19 protein-coding genes and 1 tRNA gene are annotated in these 18,045 nt (G+C 59.0%); 5 read left to right on the forward strand and 15 right to left on the reverse strand.

Features of this window, described 5'->3' with window-relative positions; translation table 11 throughout:
• Positions 1–176: 176 nt before the first annotated feature.
• From N4Q37_RS27300 to N4Q37_RS27355, 12 genes are all read right to left on the reverse strand, one after another.
• Positions 177–1,145, reverse strand: coding sequence for a type II secretion system F family protein (locus N4Q37_RS27300; protein ID WP_260963297.1), 969 nt, complete (start codon positions 1,143–1,145; stop codon positions 177–179).
• 27 nt (positions 1,146–1,172) lie between these two features.
• Positions 1,173–2,159, reverse strand: coding sequence for a type II secretion system F family protein (locus N4Q37_RS27305; protein WP_260963298.1), 987 nt, complete (start codon positions 2,157–2,159; stop codon positions 1,173–1,175).
• Positions 2,156–3,598 carry a CpaF family protein gene (locus N4Q37_RS27310; protein WP_260963299.1) on the reverse strand — a complete coding sequence of 481 codons (1,443 nt, stop codon included), beginning with the start codon at positions 3,596–3,598 and terminating at the stop codon, positions 2,156–2,158. Before N4Q37_RS27310 ends, N4Q37_RS27305 begins: the two co-directional genes overlap by 4 nt.
• A gap of 3 nt (positions 3,599–3,601) precedes the next feature.
• Positions 3,602–4,822 (reverse strand): AAA family ATPase, encoded by a 1,221-nt coding sequence (locus tag N4Q37_RS27315; RefSeq protein WP_260963300.1) that lies wholly within the window; start codon positions 4,820–4,822, stop codon positions 3,602–3,604.
• Positions 4,816–5,310 carry a TadE family protein gene (locus N4Q37_RS27320; RefSeq protein ID WP_260963301.1) on the reverse strand — a complete coding sequence of 165 codons (495 nt, stop codon included), beginning with the start codon at positions 5,308–5,310 and terminating at the stop codon, positions 4,816–4,818. Before N4Q37_RS27320 ends, N4Q37_RS27315 begins: the two co-directional genes overlap by 7 nt.
• The gene (locus N4Q37_RS27325; protein ID WP_260963302.1) at positions 5,310–5,789 is read right to left on the reverse strand and encodes a TadE/TadG family type IV pilus assembly protein; all 480 of its coding nucleotides are present in this window, start codon (positions 5,787–5,789) and stop codon (positions 5,310–5,312) included. Before N4Q37_RS27325 ends, N4Q37_RS27320 begins: the two co-directional genes overlap by 1 nt.
• Before the next feature lie 8 nt (positions 5,790–5,797).
• Complete coding sequence (locus tag N4Q37_RS27330; protein WP_260963303.1) at positions 5,798–7,132, reverse strand: TadE/TadG family type IV pilus assembly protein; 1,335 nt, start codon at positions 7,130–7,132, stop codon at positions 5,798–5,800.
• Between the two features lie 70 nt (positions 7,133–7,202).
• Positions 7,203–8,018 carry a Flp pilus assembly protein CpaB gene (gene cpaB / locus N4Q37_RS27335; protein WP_260963304.1) on the reverse strand — a complete coding sequence of 272 codons (816 nt, stop codon included), beginning with the start codon at positions 8,016–8,018 and terminating at the stop codon, positions 7,203–7,205.
• A 15-nt stretch (positions 8,019–8,033) separates the two neighbouring features.
• Positions 8,034–9,362 carry an AAA family ATPase gene (locus tag N4Q37_RS27340; protein WP_260963305.1) on the reverse strand — a complete coding sequence of 443 codons (1,329 nt, stop codon included), beginning with the start codon at positions 9,360–9,362 and terminating at the stop codon, positions 8,034–8,036.
• Positions 9,363–9,364: 2 nt separating this feature from the next.
• On the reverse strand, positions 9,365–9,895 hold the full coding sequence (locus tag N4Q37_RS27345) for an A24 family peptidase (protein ID WP_260963306.1): 531 nt from the start codon (positions 9,893–9,895) through the stop codon (positions 9,365–9,367).
• A 33-nt stretch (positions 9,896–9,928) separates the two neighbouring features.
• Positions 9,929–10,120 carry a Flp family type IVb pilin gene (locus tag N4Q37_RS27350; protein ID WP_260963307.1) on the reverse strand — a complete coding sequence of 64 codons (192 nt, stop codon included), beginning with the start codon at positions 10,118–10,120 and terminating at the stop codon, positions 9,929–9,931.
• Positions 10,121–10,254: 134 nt separating this feature from the next.
• Positions 10,255–10,446, reverse strand: coding sequence for a Flp family type IVb pilin (locus tag N4Q37_RS27355; RefSeq protein WP_260963308.1), 192 nt, complete (start codon positions 10,444–10,446; stop codon positions 10,255–10,257).
• A gap of 295 nt (positions 10,447–10,741) precedes the next feature.
• Here N4Q37_RS27355 and N4Q37_RS27360 point away from each other — a divergent pair, with 295 nt between their 5' ends.
• Positions 10,742–11,611: an AraC family transcriptional regulator gene (locus tag N4Q37_RS27360; RefSeq protein ID WP_260963309.1), complete on the forward strand. Its 870-nt coding sequence runs from the start codon at positions 10,742–10,744 to the stop codon at positions 11,609–11,611.
• 48 nt (positions 11,612–11,659) lie between these two features.
• On the opposite strand, the gene N4Q37_RS27365 is transcribed toward N4Q37_RS27360, so the two are convergent.
• A complete protein-coding gene (locus tag N4Q37_RS27365) occupies positions 11,660–12,091 on the reverse strand; it encodes an Lrp/AsnC family transcriptional regulator (protein WP_260963310.1) in 432 nt (143 codons plus the stop codon).
• A 201-nt stretch (positions 12,092–12,292) separates the two neighbouring features.
• On the opposite strand from N4Q37_RS27365, the gene N4Q37_RS27370 reads away from it, so the two are divergent.
• The 4 genes from N4Q37_RS27370 to N4Q37_RS27385 all read left to right on the forward strand — a co-directional run bounded on the left by N4Q37_RS27370 (position 12,293) and on the right by N4Q37_RS27385 (position 17,061).
• The gene (locus N4Q37_RS27370; RefSeq protein ID WP_260963311.1) at positions 12,293–13,006 is read left to right on the forward strand and encodes a YczE/YyaS/YitT family protein; all 714 of its coding nucleotides are present in this window, start codon (positions 12,293–12,295) and stop codon (positions 13,004–13,006) included.
• A 101-nt stretch (positions 13,007–13,107) separates the two neighbouring features.
• Positions 13,108–14,592 (forward strand): AmmeMemoRadiSam system radical SAM enzyme, encoded by a 1,485-nt coding sequence (gene amrS / locus N4Q37_RS27375; protein ID WP_260963312.1) that lies wholly within the window; start codon positions 13,108–13,110, stop codon positions 14,590–14,592.
• Complete coding sequence (locus N4Q37_RS27380; RefSeq protein ID WP_260963313.1) at positions 14,589–15,734, forward strand: trans-sulfuration enzyme family protein; 1,146 nt, start codon at positions 14,589–14,591, stop codon at positions 15,732–15,734. The genes amrS and N4Q37_RS27380 overlap by 4 nt, the downstream gene beginning before the upstream one ends.
• 70 nt (positions 15,735–15,804) lie before the next feature.
• Positions 15,805–17,061 (forward strand): aminotransferase-like domain-containing protein, encoded by a 1,257-nt coding sequence (locus N4Q37_RS27385; protein WP_260963314.1) that lies wholly within the window; start codon positions 15,805–15,807, stop codon positions 17,059–17,061.
• 53 nt (positions 17,062–17,114) lie between these two features.
• Here the strand turns inward: N4Q37_RS27385 and N4Q37_RS27390 are convergent, their stop codons facing one another.
• Together N4Q37_RS27390 and N4Q37_RS27395 are read right to left on the reverse strand one after the other, a co-directional pair.
• Entirely contained in the window at positions 17,115–17,747 is a 633-nt protein-coding gene (locus N4Q37_RS27390) for a LysE family translocator (protein ID WP_260963315.1), read from the reverse strand.
• Positions 17,748–17,969: 222 nt separating this feature from the next.
• Positions 17,970–18,045, reverse strand: a tRNA-Gly gene (locus N4Q37_RS27395).

Here is an 18,045-nt window from a genome sequence, read left to right on the forward strand (position 1 = left end):
CCCCCACAGAGGATATGTGCTGCTCACAATGTCTATGCTCCCCCACAAAAACCTGTGGGAGCAAAGCTTGCTCGCGATGGCGGGCGCCCAATCAATATCTTCATTGACTGTCGGACCGCTATCGCGAGCAAACTTTGCTCCCACAGGTTTGCGGGGTACGTGGGCTGTAGGCCTTCCTACATATTCCCGAAGGCCCTGAACACACCAATCATCGCCGGGCCGATGGCGACCAGGAAGAAGCTCGGCCACAGGCAGAAGATCAGCGGGAAGATCAGCTTGGTGCCGATTTTCGCGCCCATTTCCTCGGCAGCCTGGGTGCGCCGGTCGCGGAATTCGTCGGCGTAGATCCGCAGGGTATCGGCCACGCTGGTGCCGAAGCGAATGCTCTGGGCCAGCAGGCTGACCAGCCCCTGGATGTCTTCCAAGCCGGTGCGCATGGCGAGTTGGCGCAGGGCCTCGGTGCTGGTAATGCCCGCCCGGATCTGCGCGTTGACCAAGGCCAGTTCTTCGGCCAGCTCGACCTGGCTCACCGCCATTTCCTCAGCCACCCGCTCGATGGTCGTGGGCAAGGCCAGGCCCGATTCGACGCACACCACCATCAAGTCCAGCGCATCGGGAAACGCGGCACGCAGCCGACCTTGGCGCATTTGCTTGCGTTTGCCGACATAAAGCGCCGGCAACAGCCATCCGATACCGACCGCCACGACCACACCCAGCCCACTGATGATGGGGTCGACCTTGATCAACGGCAACAGCAACACCGCGATAGCCAATAGCATCAACGGCACCATCAGGCGCACCGCCCAGTAGACCTGCACCGCAGAAACGGAGCGGTAGCCGGCATGGGTCAGCAACGTCTGGGTGGCGGAGGTCCGGGCCAGGTCGCTGGAGGCAAAGCGCTGACCGACCCGCTCCAGCAACAGTTGCAGGTTGCCGGGCATTTCCTGCGCCGCCGCCCCGTGGCCCGAATGCCCCCGCTTGATCAACGCCAGGCGTCGCTGCACCGGGTCCTGGAGGCCCAGCACCAGCATCAGCACGGCGACAACCGCCAGCATCGCGCTGAGACCGACCACCGCAGTGAACATCAGGCGAGCCGCCTCCTCGTTTCCGGTGAACCGACTGAACAACCCGAGCAAATAATCCATGACCGATACCTCGCGGCAGAACAGCGTTTAGACCTGGATCCGAATGATTTTGCGGATCCAGAAAATTCCGACCAGCATCGCGCAGAAGGCGCCGATGATCAGTTTGTGGCCGATGGGGTCGTTGAGCAGTACCGGCAGGTAGCTGGGGCTGGTGACCACAATGGCGATCGCCAGCACGAAGGGAATGGCCACCAGCACCCAAGCCGACATGCGTCCTTCCGCCGACAATGTCTTGATCTTGCGCTGGAAGCGGAAGCGCCCGCGAATCAGTCGGCTCAGGCGCTCCAGCACTTCGGTCAGGTTGCCGCCGGTCTCGCGGTGGATCAGGATCGAGGTCACCAGCATCATCACCGTCATGCTCGGCATGCGTTCCAACAGGCCGAGCATGGCCCGGCGCACGTCGTTGCCGTAGTTGATGTCGGCGAAGGTCAGGCCGAATTCCTGGGCGACCGGTCCCTTGTGCTCATCGGCGACCAGGCGCAGGGTTTCGTTGAACGGGTGCCCCGCCCGCAGGGCCCGGCACATGGCGTCCAAGGCATCGGGCAGACCTGCCTCGAAGGCGGCGAAGCGCTTGCTGCGATCGCGTACGATCTTGAGCACCGGCACCCAGGCCACCGCAAACGCCACCAACAGCGCCACCCACCACAGCGCCGAGATCGTCATCACCATCGTGCCGGCTGCTACCCCCATCACCAAACCGAGCACCACCACCCGATAGGCCCGGTATTCATGGCCAGACTGCTCGATCAATTGGGTAAGGCTGGCCATGAACGGCAGTTGCTCAAGCCTGGCTTCAAGTGGCGAGAGGCGCGTCAGGTATTTCTGCCGCAACACGGTCTGCATATTGGGCAAATGGTTGGCTTTCTCCAGCACATGCAACCGCCCGCGGATGCGTTTGCGCATCTTGCCGGCCTCGCCGAACACCGGCACCACCACGCCCTGGGACAAGAGGAACACGGCGATGAACACCATGCCGAGGAAAATCAGGATGAACTCACCAGGGATATGGCTCATGACTGCCGACCCTCCATCCATTCAGGGCGGAACATCGTCAGCGGCAACTCGATCCCGCGCTTGGCCATCACATCACGGAAGGCCGGGATCATGCCGCTGGGCCGATACTCGCCAAGTACCTCGCCGTGTTCGCCGATGCCCTGGCGGACGAAGGCGAAAATTTCGGTCATGGTGATCACTTCTCCTTCCATCCCGTTGATCTCCTGAATGCTCACCACCCGCCGCTTGCCGTCTTCTTGACGCTCCAACTGAATGACCACGTCGATGGCCGAGGCAATTTGTTGACGCATGGCCTTGATCGGAAATGTCGCGCCGGTCATCGACACCATGTTCTCGACTCTTCCTAAAGCGTCGCGGGCGGTGTTGGCGTGAATCGTGGTCAGCGAACCGTCGTGACCGGTGTTCATGGCCGTGAGCATGTCCAGCGCTTCGGCGCCGCGCACCTCGCCGATGACGATGCGATCCGGGCGCATCCGCAGGCTGTTGCGCACCAACTCGCGCTGGCTCACCTCGCCGCGCCCTTCGATGTTCGACGGCCGGGTTTCCAGGCGGACCACGTGGGGCTGTTGCAGTTGCAGCTCCGCCGAGTCTTCGATGGTGACGATGCGTTCGTTATGGGGAATGAAGCTCGACAGCACGTTGAGCATGGTGGTCTTGCCGCTGCCGGTCCCGCCGGAAATCAACACGTTCAGGCGCCCGCGCACGATGGCCTTGAGCAGCAAGGCGATGGCCGGGGTCATGGTGCCGACCTGGATCAGGCTCTCGGTGTTGAGCAGGTCCACCGCGAAGCGACGGATCGACACGCTCGGGCCGTCGATGGCCAGCGGCGGGATGATCGCGTTGACCCGCGAACCGTCCTTGAGCCGGGCGTCCACCAGGGGCGAGGACTCATCGATGCGTCGCCCCAGGCTGGAAACGATGCGGTCGATGATGTTCAGCAGGTGCTGGTCATCGCGAAAGCGTACGTCGGTGCGTTGCAGCTTGCCGAAGCGCTCGACGTAGACCGAGGCAAAGCCGTTGACCAGGATATCGGACACACTGTGATCGGCCAGCAACGGTTCCAGCGGGCCCAGGCCCAGCACCTCGTCGGTGATCTGCTTGATGATCAACTGGCGGCTGGCGGAGCTCACCGGCGCCGAATGCTCATCGAGCAGGCGCTGGCAGATATCGCGGATCTGCCGCGAGGCCTCGACCTGTTCAAGGGCATCGAGCAATGACAGGTCCATGACCTTGAGCAGTTGCTGGTAGATTTTTTCCCGCCACTCGGCCTCCACCGGGGTGACCTGGCTGCGGGTTTCGTAGAGCACGTCCGGGGCCGTGTGTTCCCAGGCCATCAGTTCGTCCGTCGACTCCGACAGGCTGTCGCCGTGCAGGGAAGTCACTGGGGCGCCAGGTTTGCCGGACTGTTTGCGCAAGCGGTTACGAAAGTCGCTGATCATGGGTCATCCCCCGAAGAAACGGTTGAAGGCGCGTTTGAACAGGCCCTTGTTCGAGCCCATCTGGTGACCGACCAGGTCCTCGGTCAGATCGCGCAAGGCGGCGGTGATCGCTGCCTTCGGCGCATGCAGCCCCAACGGCACGCCAGTGTTCTGACTCTGGCTGACCAGGTTGAAGTCATTGGGTAATTTCAAGAGGTTCGTGCAACGCAAGGCCTCACCGATGTCCTTGAGGCTGATCGCGGCAGATTTGTCGTAGCGATTGACCACAATCTGCAACTGGTCGCCGCGCACACCCAGGTCTTCACGCAGGATGCGCACCAGGGCGCTGGCGTCGCGCAGATGGCTGACGCTCTGTTGCACCACCACGTACACCCGGTCCACCTGCTCCAGCACGGAACCGGTGAGGTGGTCGATTTGCCGTGGCAGGTCGACCACCACCCAGTCATAGCTGGCACGGGCCAGTTGCAACAAGGCATCGAGTTGTTCGGGCTGGGCATCCTGGGGCAGGCACAGCTCGCCGGCCCGACCGCCGAGCACGTGCAGGGTCGGGCTGAAGTGACTGCAGAAGCCGCGCAGCGCGATGCTGTCCAGGTCTTCGATCTGCTGCATCACTTCCAGGTGGCTATGGGACTGCGGGACATCCAGGTAATGGGTCACGCTGCCAAACTGCAGGTCCATGTCCAGCAGCAGGGTATTGCCTGCCCGGGCACTGAGCTGCTGGGCCAGGTTGCAGGCCACCAGGGTGCCGCCGGAGCCGCCCTTGGCGCCGATCACCGCGATCAGCTTGCCTTCGGCGCCGCTGCCAAGACGGACATCCGCGACCAGGCGATTGAGGGCGCCAACCAGTTCTTTCTCGGCAACGGGGTCGGGCAGCACGTCACGGGCACCGGCCTGCATCGCCAGGCGCATGCCTTCCTGCTCACCGACAAGGCCGCACACCAACAGCGGTGGACGCTCATGGGCGGGACGTTGCAACAGCGCAGCCAGTTCTTCGCGCCACAAGTGGCTGACCCGCAACAGCAGCAGGTCCGGCATGCGCTCCAGGCCGTAGAGCGGGTCGACGTGACCATTACTGACCAGGCGCGTACTCACTTCCAGGCAAGGCATGCGCTGGCAGACGCATTGCAGGTCGCGCAGGGAGGCAGCATCGCGGCTGCTGATCAGCAACCGCAACCCGGTCTTGCCGGCGACGGTCGAAAGCGGAGTTTCCCGAGTATTCAGCATGGTGTGATCTCCCCTGAATCAGAATGACGTCCAAGGCTTTCGCGTGGCAGGGTTGCCTTGAAGGCCGGCAACGTGATGGGCACGCCAAACCCGGGAATGAACAGGTTGAAAACGAAGCTCTGTACGCTCAACTGGACATAACGGATGGCGCGAAACCCTGTAGGGCCGGACGTGTCGGCGGGGTTCGCCACCACCGCGCCGTTGACATCCAGGTAGGTCAATACCAGGTTCGAGGTGGCCAGGTTGCTGATCAGCTGGCTGGTGCCTGCATCCGTGGCGGCGTTGAAGATGGCCCGGCGCAACACCACCGGATCGCTGATGTTGCACACCGCCGCCAGCCGCGCCCCGCGCCGCGCCGCTTCATCCAGCGCGTTGGCGGTGAAGTACAGCCGGCCCATTTCCAGCACGCCGAACAGCAGGATGAACACCAGCAGCCCGACGAAGGAAAACTCCACGATGTAGGTACCGCGCATGTGCTTGCTGTTCATCACAGAACCCTCATGACAGTGGTCGCCACCAACTGGACACCCAACGGAATGGCGCTGCCGAAAAAGCCGGGGATCGACCCGCTGCAACTGCTCGCACCAATCACCGGGCAGAAGGTGTAGCTGATGGTGACGCTCACATGATCGGAGCCCACCGCGGCGACCTGCACATTGGCCGTGGTCAACCCGGATATCACGGCGCTGCCGGTGGCGCTGGGCACGCCGTACACCGCGACGTTTTTCGTCTGGGTCTGCAACGCGCTGCTCAAAGTGACAGTGCCCAGGGTCGCGTTCCACGCCTGGCTGGCGACGAAGCGGTCGGCATCGCGGCTGGCCTGCAAGAGCACGTTGTACTGGTAGAGCATGCGGCCGAACTCACCGAAGGCCAGCAGCAACAACAGCAGCACCGGTGCCACCAGGGTGAACTCCACCAGGGCCACGCCTCGCTGGGACTTGGGTGATTGGAACGGTGCCAGTCTCATGACGCCTCCTAGGAATCGGTGCTTGGGTTGCCGCTGCCGTTGATATAGGTCTTATAGAGCTGGATGATCTGCGGGCCTGCATCGCTGGACGGTGTAGGGCCCGGGACGCCATCGCCCTCGCACTCCCGGACGAACTGGCCAAAAATCTGCGATTGGGTACCACCGCTGTTCATTGGCTGCACGATGAAGTAGCAGCCAAATCCCAGGACAGGAATTGAGCTCGTGCCGCCCTGCTTGCCCGTGCAGTTGCCCACCACGATTTTCATCATCCGGCGCTCGAACACCCCATTGCTCTGGCAACCACTGCCGCTTCCCGCCACACAGGCCGCGACCTGGGTGCGCCAATCGTTGTAGTCCGGTAACGCCTCGCCGCCCGCCGACAGATTGCCGCTGCTCGACGTAATGGGGTTGCCCTTGTACTGCGCTTGCCCGAGCGTATTGTTGTAGGTCATGGCTGGCGTACTTGAGGTGGTGACCAGGTCCGGAGGGTAGTCGGACGCACTGACCGGACCGTTATAGATGCCAAAGCGCGTATTCAAGCCTTGGGAGGCCGGGCCGACGGTATTACCCGGCGAGGTCTGGACGTTATCCCCGACGCTGCGGCAGACCGAACCGCCACCGGCCAGGTCTTGACGGACCGAGCTGCCGCCGGAGCCGAAATCGAGCAGTTGGAAGTTGCCCGGGCCGATCGGCGAGGCATTGCCCGCCGCCGTCTTCAAGACCACCAGGTCGCCAAAGTGGTAGCTCCAGAAGTTACCGGCCGCCGGATCGTATTGGGCGGGATCGCCACAGACCATCAACGGCGCCAAGTCACAGGGCATAGTGGGGCTGGGGCCCGCGGTGGCCATCGCCGCCACGGCCTTGGCGCCCAGGCCGCTGCCTATCGACTGGACGAAACTCCAGAAGAAACCGTTGAGTTGATAACTGGACACCGACACCCGCACGTACTTGGCGTCCGCGGGGCCTGGATAGGAGAACGGGCCGTAGACGCTGCTGGACAGCTCCACCGCGGCAAACGCCCCCGGATTGCCAGCCACTGCGGTCGACAGTTCGGTGTTGCCCAAGGCCTGGGCATTTTTGTTCAGCGTATCCAGGGCCGCCGCACGGGTGGTGCTGGCCATGTTGATGCCGCCACTCACCTGGCTCAGGGTCTTGGCACCGCTCAGGGCTGCGGCGTCCACCGCGTTCTGCAGGCGGGTCTTGTTCAGCAACAGGTGGCCGCCGTCCAGTGCCAGCGCGGCCATCATGGAAATCGCCACCAGCGCGATCACCATCAGTACACTCACCGCCCCTCCTTGGCGTCGAGGCAGCGCGAAGGTCTGCCGGATACTGGAATTCATCATCGAGCCCTCATCTACTACGTTTGAGGATCGGCATCGCCACGGCCGGTAGGGCCTGGCATCGGTGTGCTATTCAGCGGACATTGATGACGCTGCTTTCCACCCCGCGGATCAGCGTGATGGTCCCGCCCTGGGGCTTGGCGCTGCGCATCACCACAGGCTTTGGCATCGGAGCCGCCGCCACCGCCATGACCGGAGCTGGAGCCGGCGGCGCGACGGCCACGGCTTTTTTCTCCACGTTCAGCGGGTTGCGCAAGGCCAGTTGCAGCTTGCCTTCGGTCTGCGCGGTCACCAGGGTCTCGGCTTCAGCGGCCGACATTTCCAGGGTCACGGCGCGCACCACCACCGGTTGGGTCTTGTCGGTGCCCGCCGTCTGGTCCACCGCCAGCACCCGCAGGTTTTCGAGAATGGTCCGGGAAACGGCGCTGTTACTGCCGGCACTGGTGGTCTTGGTCGCCAGGACATCGACCCGGTTGCCCGGCAACAGGAAGCCGCCCACACCGACCACATCGTCCACCCTTACGGCGATGGCGCGCTTGTCGGGTGCAATCAACGAAGCCAGGGTGCTGCCGCCCAAGTGTTCGCTCAGGCGCGCGCCCCGCACGATGTCGCCGCGCAGGATGTCGAATGTGGCGATCTTGCCCACCGCCTGTTCGCTCGAATTGAAGGCATCGTCGGGAATGGAGTCCATGGGCATGCGCACGGTCGTGACCTGCTGGGCCTCGACCATCTGCCCGAAGGGGATCTCCACCGTGGCCACCACCACACTGCGCAAGTGGTCATCGGGCGTGGCATTGAGTCGCGCGCTCAACCAGGAATCGGCCATCCATGCAGCACCAAGGCCCATTACCAGGGAAACGCCTATCAGCGGAAGCGTACGAGAGCTCATGTCGGTATCTCCAGATCAAAGGAAGTCGAGCTGAACGAAGTAGTTGTGCCAGGCCCATTCAACCTCTTGCGTCGCCAGGGGCCCGGAACCGCCCAGGTAACGTTGGCGGTCGAGCGCCATGTTCAACAGGTCACGCGGATGGCAAGGCACCAGTGGCATGCCTTCGCCCGCATACAAGCGCTGCAGTACATAGCGCACCAACAGCGGGTCGTAAGGGATCCCCAGGCGCTCGCATTCCTGGCGCCAGATGCGCTCGTACTCCTCGGGCTTGAGGTAGCCGAACTGCACCTTGTAGCCAATGCGCCGCAGGAAGGCCTCGTCGGCCAATTCCAGGGGGTTGAGGTTGGTGGAGAACACCAGGACCAGGTCGAACGGCAGCTCACAATGCCGGCCACCGCCCAGGTTGATGAAGTCGCGCTTCTCTTCCATGGGCACGATCCAGCGATTGAGCAACTCGGCCGGCGCCATGCGCTGGCGGCCCATGTCGTCGATGATGAACAGGCCATTGCTGGCCTTGAGTTGCAGGGCGGCCTGGTATTGACGGGTGAACGGGTCGTAGCGGACGTCCAACTGTTCCATGCTCAACTCGCCACCGGTGATGACAATGGGGCGCTTGCAGCACAGCAGCCGACGGTCGATGCCTTCGTTGAGCATCAGGTTGTTCACCTGGCTGCTGTCATCCAGGCGCTGATGCACCTGCGGGTCGTAGATCTCGATCACCGACTCGTTGATGACAATGGCATAGGGCACCCAGATGGCCTCGGCGAACAGACGGATCAGCCGACTGCTGACGTACGTCTTGCCGGTGCCCGCCGGGCCGTAGATCATGATCGCCCGCCCGGAATTCAACGCTACGCCCAGTTGATCGAGCATCCCTTGGCTCAGCACCATGCCGGCCAGTGCGCGCTGCATGTCGACAGCGGTGATGCGACCGTGGTGAATGGTCTGGATCTTGATCAGGGAGCGATAGGTACTCACCGGAAACGGCGCCGCGCCGATGTAGCCGCTACGGGCCAGGGCGTCGCGGGCGAAACTGCGGCCGCGCTCGGTCAGGCCATAACGCAGGGCCTGCGCGCCCGCTTGACTGATCTGGCCCAACACTTCGACGCGACCGTCCTTGCGCAGGAAGGCCAGGACTTCTTCCAGCACGGCGCCGGTCAGGGCCAGGCGCTCCACCAGCCGCGGCATGTCCAGCACACCGGCATCGTGCAGATGCTTGCACACCAGTTCGCCGAGAAAGCTGTCGGTCAGCCCGGTGTCCCGGATGGTGCACGGCTGGGGCGCCAGGCGTTGCACCGCTTCCCGCTCGCTGGGGTAGGCATCACTATCGTTGATGACGTGCATGACTAGACTCCCCATCCACCGGCAACCAACTGCCAGTAGACGCTGTTCAGGGTACCGATCAGGATTGCGATCGAATAAGGAAAAGGCTTGCCGGCCACTTCATCGGCAGAAGGCGCCAGGTAAGCCTGGGCCCGCACGATCAGCCAGTAGCGTTCGAGGGTCTGGAGCAACTGGCCGCGGGCCAGGACGATCAGGAAACCGCACACGCCGCCGGCAATCAGGCTGAACAGCGCCGCCCACAGGGCGTAGTGAAAGGGCAGGAAACTGCCGACCATGGTCATCAGCTTGACGTCGCCGGCCGCCATGCCACCCACTGCGTACATGGGCAGGAACAGCGCGAAACAGATCAACATACCCAGCAGGCTGTCGCCCAATCCGCTGATTCCGCCGATATAAGCCTGACTGATCAAACCCAGGGTCAGGCCCAGCAGGACCAGCAGGTTGGGGATGCGGTGGCGAAGCAGGTCGCTCACCACCGCTACACCCAGCAGTCCCAGCAGTATGATCGTCGACACTAGCAATTCCATGGACATGATGCGTCTCCCTTATTCTTATTGTGATTATTGTTAGCAGGCAGCACCTTTAACCGCGGCACACAGCGCTGTGATCCTGTCGTTCACGGCGCCACCCAACAGGGTGAACATCGCGGCAACCGCCACCGTAATCAGCCCGCCGGCCACTGCGTACTCCACAATGGTCAGGCCATCTTCATCTTTAACGAACTTACTGATCGAAGTTCTGATTGTTTGAAGTGTCATGATATTTACCTCGCATCGACGGGAGAAAACCGAGTGGGGAAAGAACAACATGACGCCCATTAAGAAGTTCGCAGTCTTGTTGTTAAAACTGACGCCTCGATGGGCTTCATTACATTCCCCTGCACGAACGGCGGTTAGCAGGCAGCCCCTTTGACCGCGGCGCAAAGTGCCGTGATCCGGGTGTTCACGGCGCCGCCCAACAGCACGAACATCGCGGCAACCGCCACTGTGATCAACCCACCGGCCACGGCGTATTCCACAATGGTCAGGCCGTCTTCATCTTTGGCGAACTTCAGCAGCGAAGTCTTGATTGTTTGAAGAGTCATTTCGCACACCTCATCGGGGTTGTTTTTTCAGGAAGCAGTTACATTGCGAACTGCCTGATGCAACCCTAGTCAGGAGGCGGTGATGGTCGTTAGGAGGATTTTGCACATCGCTAGGATTTTTTTGCAGGAGCTGCGAACCTGGGCAGCTGGGGCAGATGGCAATAATTCGCACTTGCGCGTTTGAAGGACTTGGCGCTAACGGAGCGTTTTCTTATAAAAATTTATTCAGCGAACTGATAGCACATTGGCAATACTGCAATGCAAAGGGCAGGAAGAACCGCTGAGTAGTAGGCACATGACGTCGACTCTGACCAACAGGCCAAGGTTGTTGTGGTTCGATCTGACCCAGGATCGCTCCACCCAGGAACTCATCACCCAATTCGAGCAAGCCTGCGATTGCACGCAGGCAAAAGGCACCCTGCTGCCCAACCCGGAACGGGTCGACATGATCTGTATCCATTTCGATCGTCCGGACACCCTGGGCCTGCGGCGTCTGCTGGAGATCAAGCGTGCCGTCCCGACCATTCCCATCACCATGTTCACGGTGCAACACTCCGAAGAACTGGCGGTATGGGCCATGCGCTCCAGCGTCTGGGAATACATGGTGCTGCCCCTGTCCGCCACCGAACGCAAGCGCTACCTCGCGGCCGTCGTGCAATTGTGCGAATTGCGCCGCAATACCCAGGGCCGGGGCAAGGGCTCGCAGATCGACCACTCCCCGACCCTGCCGGACAGCATCCGTCTGACCGCCGGACACCAGAAGCACCAGGCCCTCGCCCACATCATGCTGTACATCGACCAGCATTTTCGCGAAAGCATCGACCAGCGCGACCTGGCCAAGCGCTGTGGCATGACGACGTTTCGTTTCAGCCGGGTGTTCAAGGAAGCCAACGGGCTGGGTTTCACCGACTACGTGCTGAACAAACGCATGAGTTTTGCCAAGGATCTACTCGACAACAGCCAGATGCCCATTACCAGCATCGGCTACGAAGCCGGTTTCAAGGACCCGTCCTACTTCGCCCGTGCCTTCAAGCAGTACGCCAACTGCACCCCCAGCGAATACCGCCTGGCGTACCAGATGCGCAGTGCAAGCCCCACGCAAGCGCCCCAGGACGATACGACCCTGGAAGCGCTTGAGAACCTGGTGCACAGCCTTGAAGGCTGAGCGGTGCTTGTTCGGCAAAGCACGGGAATCACTGCGCGAAGCCCTGGCTCACGGGGCGAGATTTCTTCTCTCGATGGGGACGGACAAGACAACGCTGGTACGCGTCTCGCCATAGGCGTTGATCTTGGCAATGACGTCCTCGATATCAGCCATGGATCGGGCATAGATCCGGATCAGGTAGGAGTCGTTTCCGGTGATGTGCAGGCACTCCACGACTTCAGGGATGTCGGTGAGTGTCGCGATCAATTTGGCTTTTGCCGGTTTGAGGGTGGTGATGCCGACGACAGCCGAAATGCCGTACCCCAGCTTGGTAGGGTCCAATTGCGCGCTATACCCCTTGATGACGCCGGAATCTTCAAGTTTACGTAACCTGTCATTGGTGGCAGGAATAGAAAGCCCCGCGTGCCTGGAAAGCTCCGTAATAGAAATGCGGCCACAGTCCTGTACCTTACCCAGGATTTTGACGTCTATACGATCCATGTGCGTTTTCCCCGGTTAAACATTTAAATTTTAATGAAAAGCTCGCGGTTTTCATTAAAAAAAGCATGCACCAAAATAAAGCAGCGCGCTAGTCTATTCCCCGCCTGAACAGCCGGAACAAAATCCGGGCAAGCAATAGCCCTGCTCTTCAGCGTGACGCACCGCATAATAAAAACAATTCTCTCCAGGGATGGTGTTCGCATGGAAGATGAAAAGATAAAGCATGAAAAATGGTCGCACCCGCTCCTCCAGTATATTGGCACGCAAGTACTAGATCTTCGTCGCTTCAAGAGAGACCAGATCCTGATGTACCTGACGGGCGTCGGTTTGTTTTCGCTCGGAGCCAAGTGTTTCATCATCAGTCAACTAGGCACTGACCCATTAGATGTCTTGATCATCTCGATCAATAACATACTTATGCTCGGCATGGGCGTTTGTTCGGCTATCGTGTCACTGTTCTTCCTGACATGGTGGATGCTCTGGAACAAAAAATACCCACCCATCAGCCCTTTCGTTACAACAACACTGACAGGTTTGTTGATTGATCTCTGGTCATGGCTGGGGCTCGGCGAGTATTTGATCGCCAGAATGAATGGGTACACGTTATTGGCGACGGGCCTGATGCTGTGTGCCTACTCGTCCGCCTTGATCATCATGAGCGGTATTGGAATCCGGATCATGGATCTGGTGGTCCTGACCATGGTTTCCAAATGGAACTGGTCATTCACCAGAGCCAAAATGCTCATTGAAATCGGCATCTTTTCGAGCGGTTGGCTCCTCGGAGGCCCGTTCGGCGTGGGTACGCTGGCCTTCCTGCTGGTAATCGGCCCGCTTATTCAACCGTTCATGGATATGAATGCCAGGCGCTTTTCACTCAAGAATTATGGATTGACTCGCGTCTCATCCGCCTACTAATAAAAAACAATATATCTGCCACTCCAGGCAGCGGGATTGTTTCGCCTCGATTTTTCCAACCAATGTAATTCACCTATAACTTCCGTGATGAGGAGTGAAAGATGGGCACTACAAACAATAAGAACTGGACCTTGGAAAGCAGCCCGGCAAAACTGGAAGAAATACTTCCCGGGGGCGCCGTCAAGTGTCATCTTTCTCCACGTAACTGTGTCATACAAGAGGGCAAGGTAGGCTTTTGCAAAGTTCGCGGAAACCGCGGTGGGCGACTCGTTACATTGAACTATGGCAAAGGTGTCCACAGCACTGAAGAAACCATCGAAACCGAAGCTGTTTTCCACTTCGCCCCTGGCGAGCGAATCCTCTCCCTGGGCAATATCGGTTGCATGCTCAATTGCGGTTACTGCCACAATTGGAAGACATCACAAGCCAAGTACGTGACCGACAAGGATGTGTACTACTACACCCCAGAGCAAGTGGTGGAAACTGCACTAAAGCACGGGATCCGGGTTCTTTCCTGGACATATAACGATCCCGTTGTCTGGCATGAATTCATCCTCGACACGGCAAAACTGGCCAAGGAAGCGGGGTTGATCAATCTTTATAAATCGGCGTTCTTCATCAGTGAAGAAGCCATTGATGAATTATTGCCGGTCATCGATATTTTCTCGATTTCGCTCAAGTCCATTTCCCCGGAGTACTACCGCAAGGTCACGACAGGCTGGGTCGAGCCGGTACTGGCCGGTATCAAGAAAGTGTATGACGCCGGCAAATATGTCGAGGTCAGCACCTTGATGGTGACCGACATCAGCGACGACGAAGAAACAGCCAGGAAAATCAGCCAATGGGTACTGGATGAACTGGGGCCGAATGTGCCACTGCACTTCGTCAGGTTCCACCCCGACTACAAAATGAGCAACAGCGTCCGCACGCCTGTGGACAGGCTTCTCAAGGCTCGGGACATCGCCCACAGCATGGGGGTCGAGCATGTCTACCTGGGCAATGTGAACGACGTCGAGGGAACCAATACCAGCTGCAATAACTGCAACGCCCTGCTCGTCACCCGTTATGGCTTGAACGCTGAAATCATCGGACTGGACAGCAAGGGGTGCTGCTCTCAATGCGGGCAGGATGCGCATTTCAAATTACTGGGCGAACACGCAGCGAAGACCCTCGTCGAGCCGCAAGAAGATGCCGTGAGCGCTTACGAAAAACGCAGTTTCGAGTGGCACGGGGATATCGTTTCGCTGCACGCCCAGGTGCTCAATACCGAAGACTTCGAACAGACCGTTTATCTGCGCCGCAACTACACGGACGGGCACAACAGCGACTGGAAGTCACTGACATTGCGCCCACACGAAAGCTATCGATTCATTATTGCCAAGGCACGCATCGATGAAACAGGTCCTGAGGTCTGGCTCCCCAAAGGGGTGAACTCCAATCTTCACGAAGTGTTCGACAGGGCTCACTTCCCGACGGAGTCGATTGAAGAGATTGGCATTTCGCAAAATGACATCACCCCAACCATTGGTTACGAGGGTAAGCAGAACATGTACGAACAGATCATCAAAATGGTCAACCAAGCATGAACGTGTCCACTGAAATACTTCATATCAAGGTGGATGACCGGGATGCTCACCCTTCGGTAACGCCTATTTATCAGTGCAGCGCTTTCAGCGCTGACTCGGCGTTCTTCTACTCAAGGAAGGCCAACCCCAATGTGACGGAACTGGAACAGGTTGTCGCGGCGCTGGAGGGCAGCGAGTATGCCCTCGCCTACAGTACCGGGATGAGCGCCATCTACATGGTGCTGGAACTATTGAAACCGGGTGCTTCGCTGGTTATCAACAAGTACATCTACGGCTGCTCCTATAAATTGTTCCAGCGGTATGCGGCCCGTATCGGCGCACACCTGACGATCCTGGATCTCACGACACAAGAGGGGTTGAAGACCTTGCCGGCGCACGTCGACATGGTCATTTTCGAAACACCGACCAACCCTTTCCTCAAAGACATCGATATTCACGCGGTCAGCCGGGCGGTCAAGCAAAACAACCCGCAGGCCCTGGTGGTGGTCGACAACACCTGGGCCACGCCGATATTCCAGAAACCGTTGAATTTTGGCGCCGACATTTCCCTGTACAGCGCCACCAAGTACTTCTCCGGGCACAGCGATGTGATGGGCGGCCTGGTACTTGTCAATGATGAAGGGATTTATAAGCGTCTCCTCGAAGGCCGTTTTTATTCAGGCACGATATTGACGCCCAATAGCGCATGGCTGCTTCGCAGAAGCATGCAAACCTTCAACCTGCGCATGGAAAAACACAGCCAGACAACATCGAGCATGCTCGACTATCTGCACGAGCTGCCTTTTATCGAGCATGTCTATTACCCCCGAATCGATGGCAAGCAATTGACCGGATACGGCGGCATCGTGTTTGTCGATATCCGGCCCGAGCTGGTTCCCTTCTACAAAACGTTCACCCGCGCACTCAAGTGGTTTGGCACAGGCACCGGGATGGCCTGTGTGACATCGATGGTTGCCCAGCCCTTCAGCGGCAGCCATGCCTCGATGACCGACCAGGAAAAATCCGACATGGGCATCGAAAAAGGCCTGGTTCGATTGTGCTTTGGCCTGGAGGACCTGGAAGACCTCAAGCAGGACTTGCTGCAGGCCTTCGAAGCCATGGAGAGCGTGGCCGATCAAGAACGCTCACTCGACCCAGCCTAGTGGCCTGTGTGGTGTTGATCACAAGTAACGGGCCTTCTCGGGCTCGTTGCTTTTTTATGGAGAAACGAAAGTGTCCAGCGCAGTTGAAAACACCATATTCGAAGACCCTACCCTGAACGTCATCCACCTTCTGAACTCCATCGCTCAAGAAAATCCGCAGGCTCTTTCACTCGCGTCCGGTCGACCCGACGATGAACACTGTGATCCCGCGCTCATCGACCTGGGCCTGGCCCGCTACAGGCAGCACATCGCCAACACAGGACATTCGCTGGAGACGCTGCTTTGCCAATACGGAAAAACCTCGGGGATCATCAATGAAATAATCGCCACCCATTTGCAGATGGACGAAGAAGTACACGTTTGCAACCCGGAAAGTGTCGTGGTGTGCATGGGGTTTCAAGAAGCGTGTACCTTGGCGCTGCTGTCGATTTTTGAAGGCAGCGGCGTTTTATTGGTGCCTGACCCGGTGTTTTGCGGAATAACCGGGATTGCGAAACTGCTGGGCATCAAGACAGTCCCGGTCCCCATGGCGGACTTTCTCGACCCGGTCGCCTTGCGCAAGATCATCGAAGCACTGGAATCCAAAGGCGAAAAAACCAGAGCCGTCTATGCGATTCCAGACTTCAGCAACCCGACGGCCGACAGCCTTTCCTATCACGACCGGAAGACGATGTTGTCCCTGGCCCATGAAAAAAACTTCTTCATCCTCGAGGACACGGCCTACCGCTACTTCCGATACGAAGGTGAGGACATTGCGTCCATGAAGGCCATCGACAGCAGCCGGGTGTTCTTGCTGGGGTCTTTCGCCAAGTCGATTTTTCCGGGCTTGCGCATGGGTTATGTGGTTGCTCCGGAGGGCACGGGAGTCATGCCCTTCGGCCCCCGGTTGTGCAAGGCCAAAAGCCTGATCACGGTTAATACTCCCGCACTGTGCCAGGCGGTCGTTGCCGGCTTGTTGCTGGAAAACCACTACTCGCTGAAAGGTCTGAACCAGCCCCGGGCGTTGTCCTACGCAAAGAAAAGAAACCACATGCTGGAATGCCTTGAGCGGGCGTTTCCACTCGGGGCCGACGCCCGAAGGGCCGTCAACTGGAATCAACCGGCAGGCGGTTTCTTTATCAACGTGCAGTTGCCGTTCGTCTTTGGCTATTGCGAAATGCGCGAATGCGCCGAGCAGTTCAAGGTGATTGTGTTTCCCACCACCTTGTTTTCGCTGACGAATGAAGCCGCTGGCCAGGTCAGGCTGTCATTCAGCAATGCCACAACCTCGCAAATCACCCAAGCGATAGACAGCTTCAGACGCTACGTCGAGTTCAGGCTGCAATAGCACGTCGTGCAAGGGGACAGGCTCACGCATCGCTTCGCGAGAAGTGAGCCTTATCAGGCGCCCGTGGCCAACATAACGCCAGTAGCCACCTGATAGGCCCCCAGAACCGTGATGGTTGCCCCCGACAGATAGTTGATCAATCTCAACTTTGATTGGGCGATCCGCGCCTTGAAGATGGAGGAGAACCCGCTCAACCCCAACCACCAGGCCGCCGAGCCGAGGAATATCCCGGTCACCATCGCCAGCACGGAGTACCGGTTGCCTTGATCGCTGGCCATGCCGTCACTCAATGCGGCAAATATCGCGATAAACGACAAGATCGTCATGGGGTTGGACAGCGTCAGGAACAACGTGGTCGAGTAGGCTTTGAAGATGTTGGCACGCTCGCCCGCCATGGCCGTCGTGCCGCCCTTCGATCGTATGGTTTGATAACCGATGTAGGCGAGGAACAGTCCGCCAAAAATACACAACCAGGGTTTGAAGCTGATGAGCGTCGCAATGATGGCCGTGATGCCCAGGGCACCGATGAATCCATAGATCGAGTCGGCTGTGGCCGCGCCCAATCCAGTCGCGAAACCCGCTCTCCATCCAAGCATGAGGCTTCTCTGTATGCACAGCAGCCCAATCGGTCCTACAGGGGCTGCAATGCACAACCCAATGACCATCGATTTAATGAAAATCAGCATAAATGCATCTCCAGGGTGGGTACTGGAGAGGTTAGGAGAAGTGCATTTCTTTAGGAATGAGTTATTAATCTTCCTGAGCGTTCTGTCTTAAGTTTTTCAGGAAGTATCCGAGATCTCCCTTAAATATTAAGGCAGATCCTTGTCAGCTCCATCGAATGACTAAAATGAGTTTTCTACGCGCATAAAAAAACGCCGCTCAAATGAGCGGCGTTTTTTTGAATTTGGAGCGGGAAACGAGACTCGAACTCGCGACCCCGACCTTGGCAAGGTCGTGCTCTACCAACTGAGCTATTCCCGC

It is taken from the genome of Pseudomonas citri (assembly GCF_025336485.1).
Lineage (GTDB): Bacteria > Pseudomonadota > Gammaproteobacteria > Pseudomonadales > Pseudomonadaceae > Aquipseudomonas > Aquipseudomonas citri.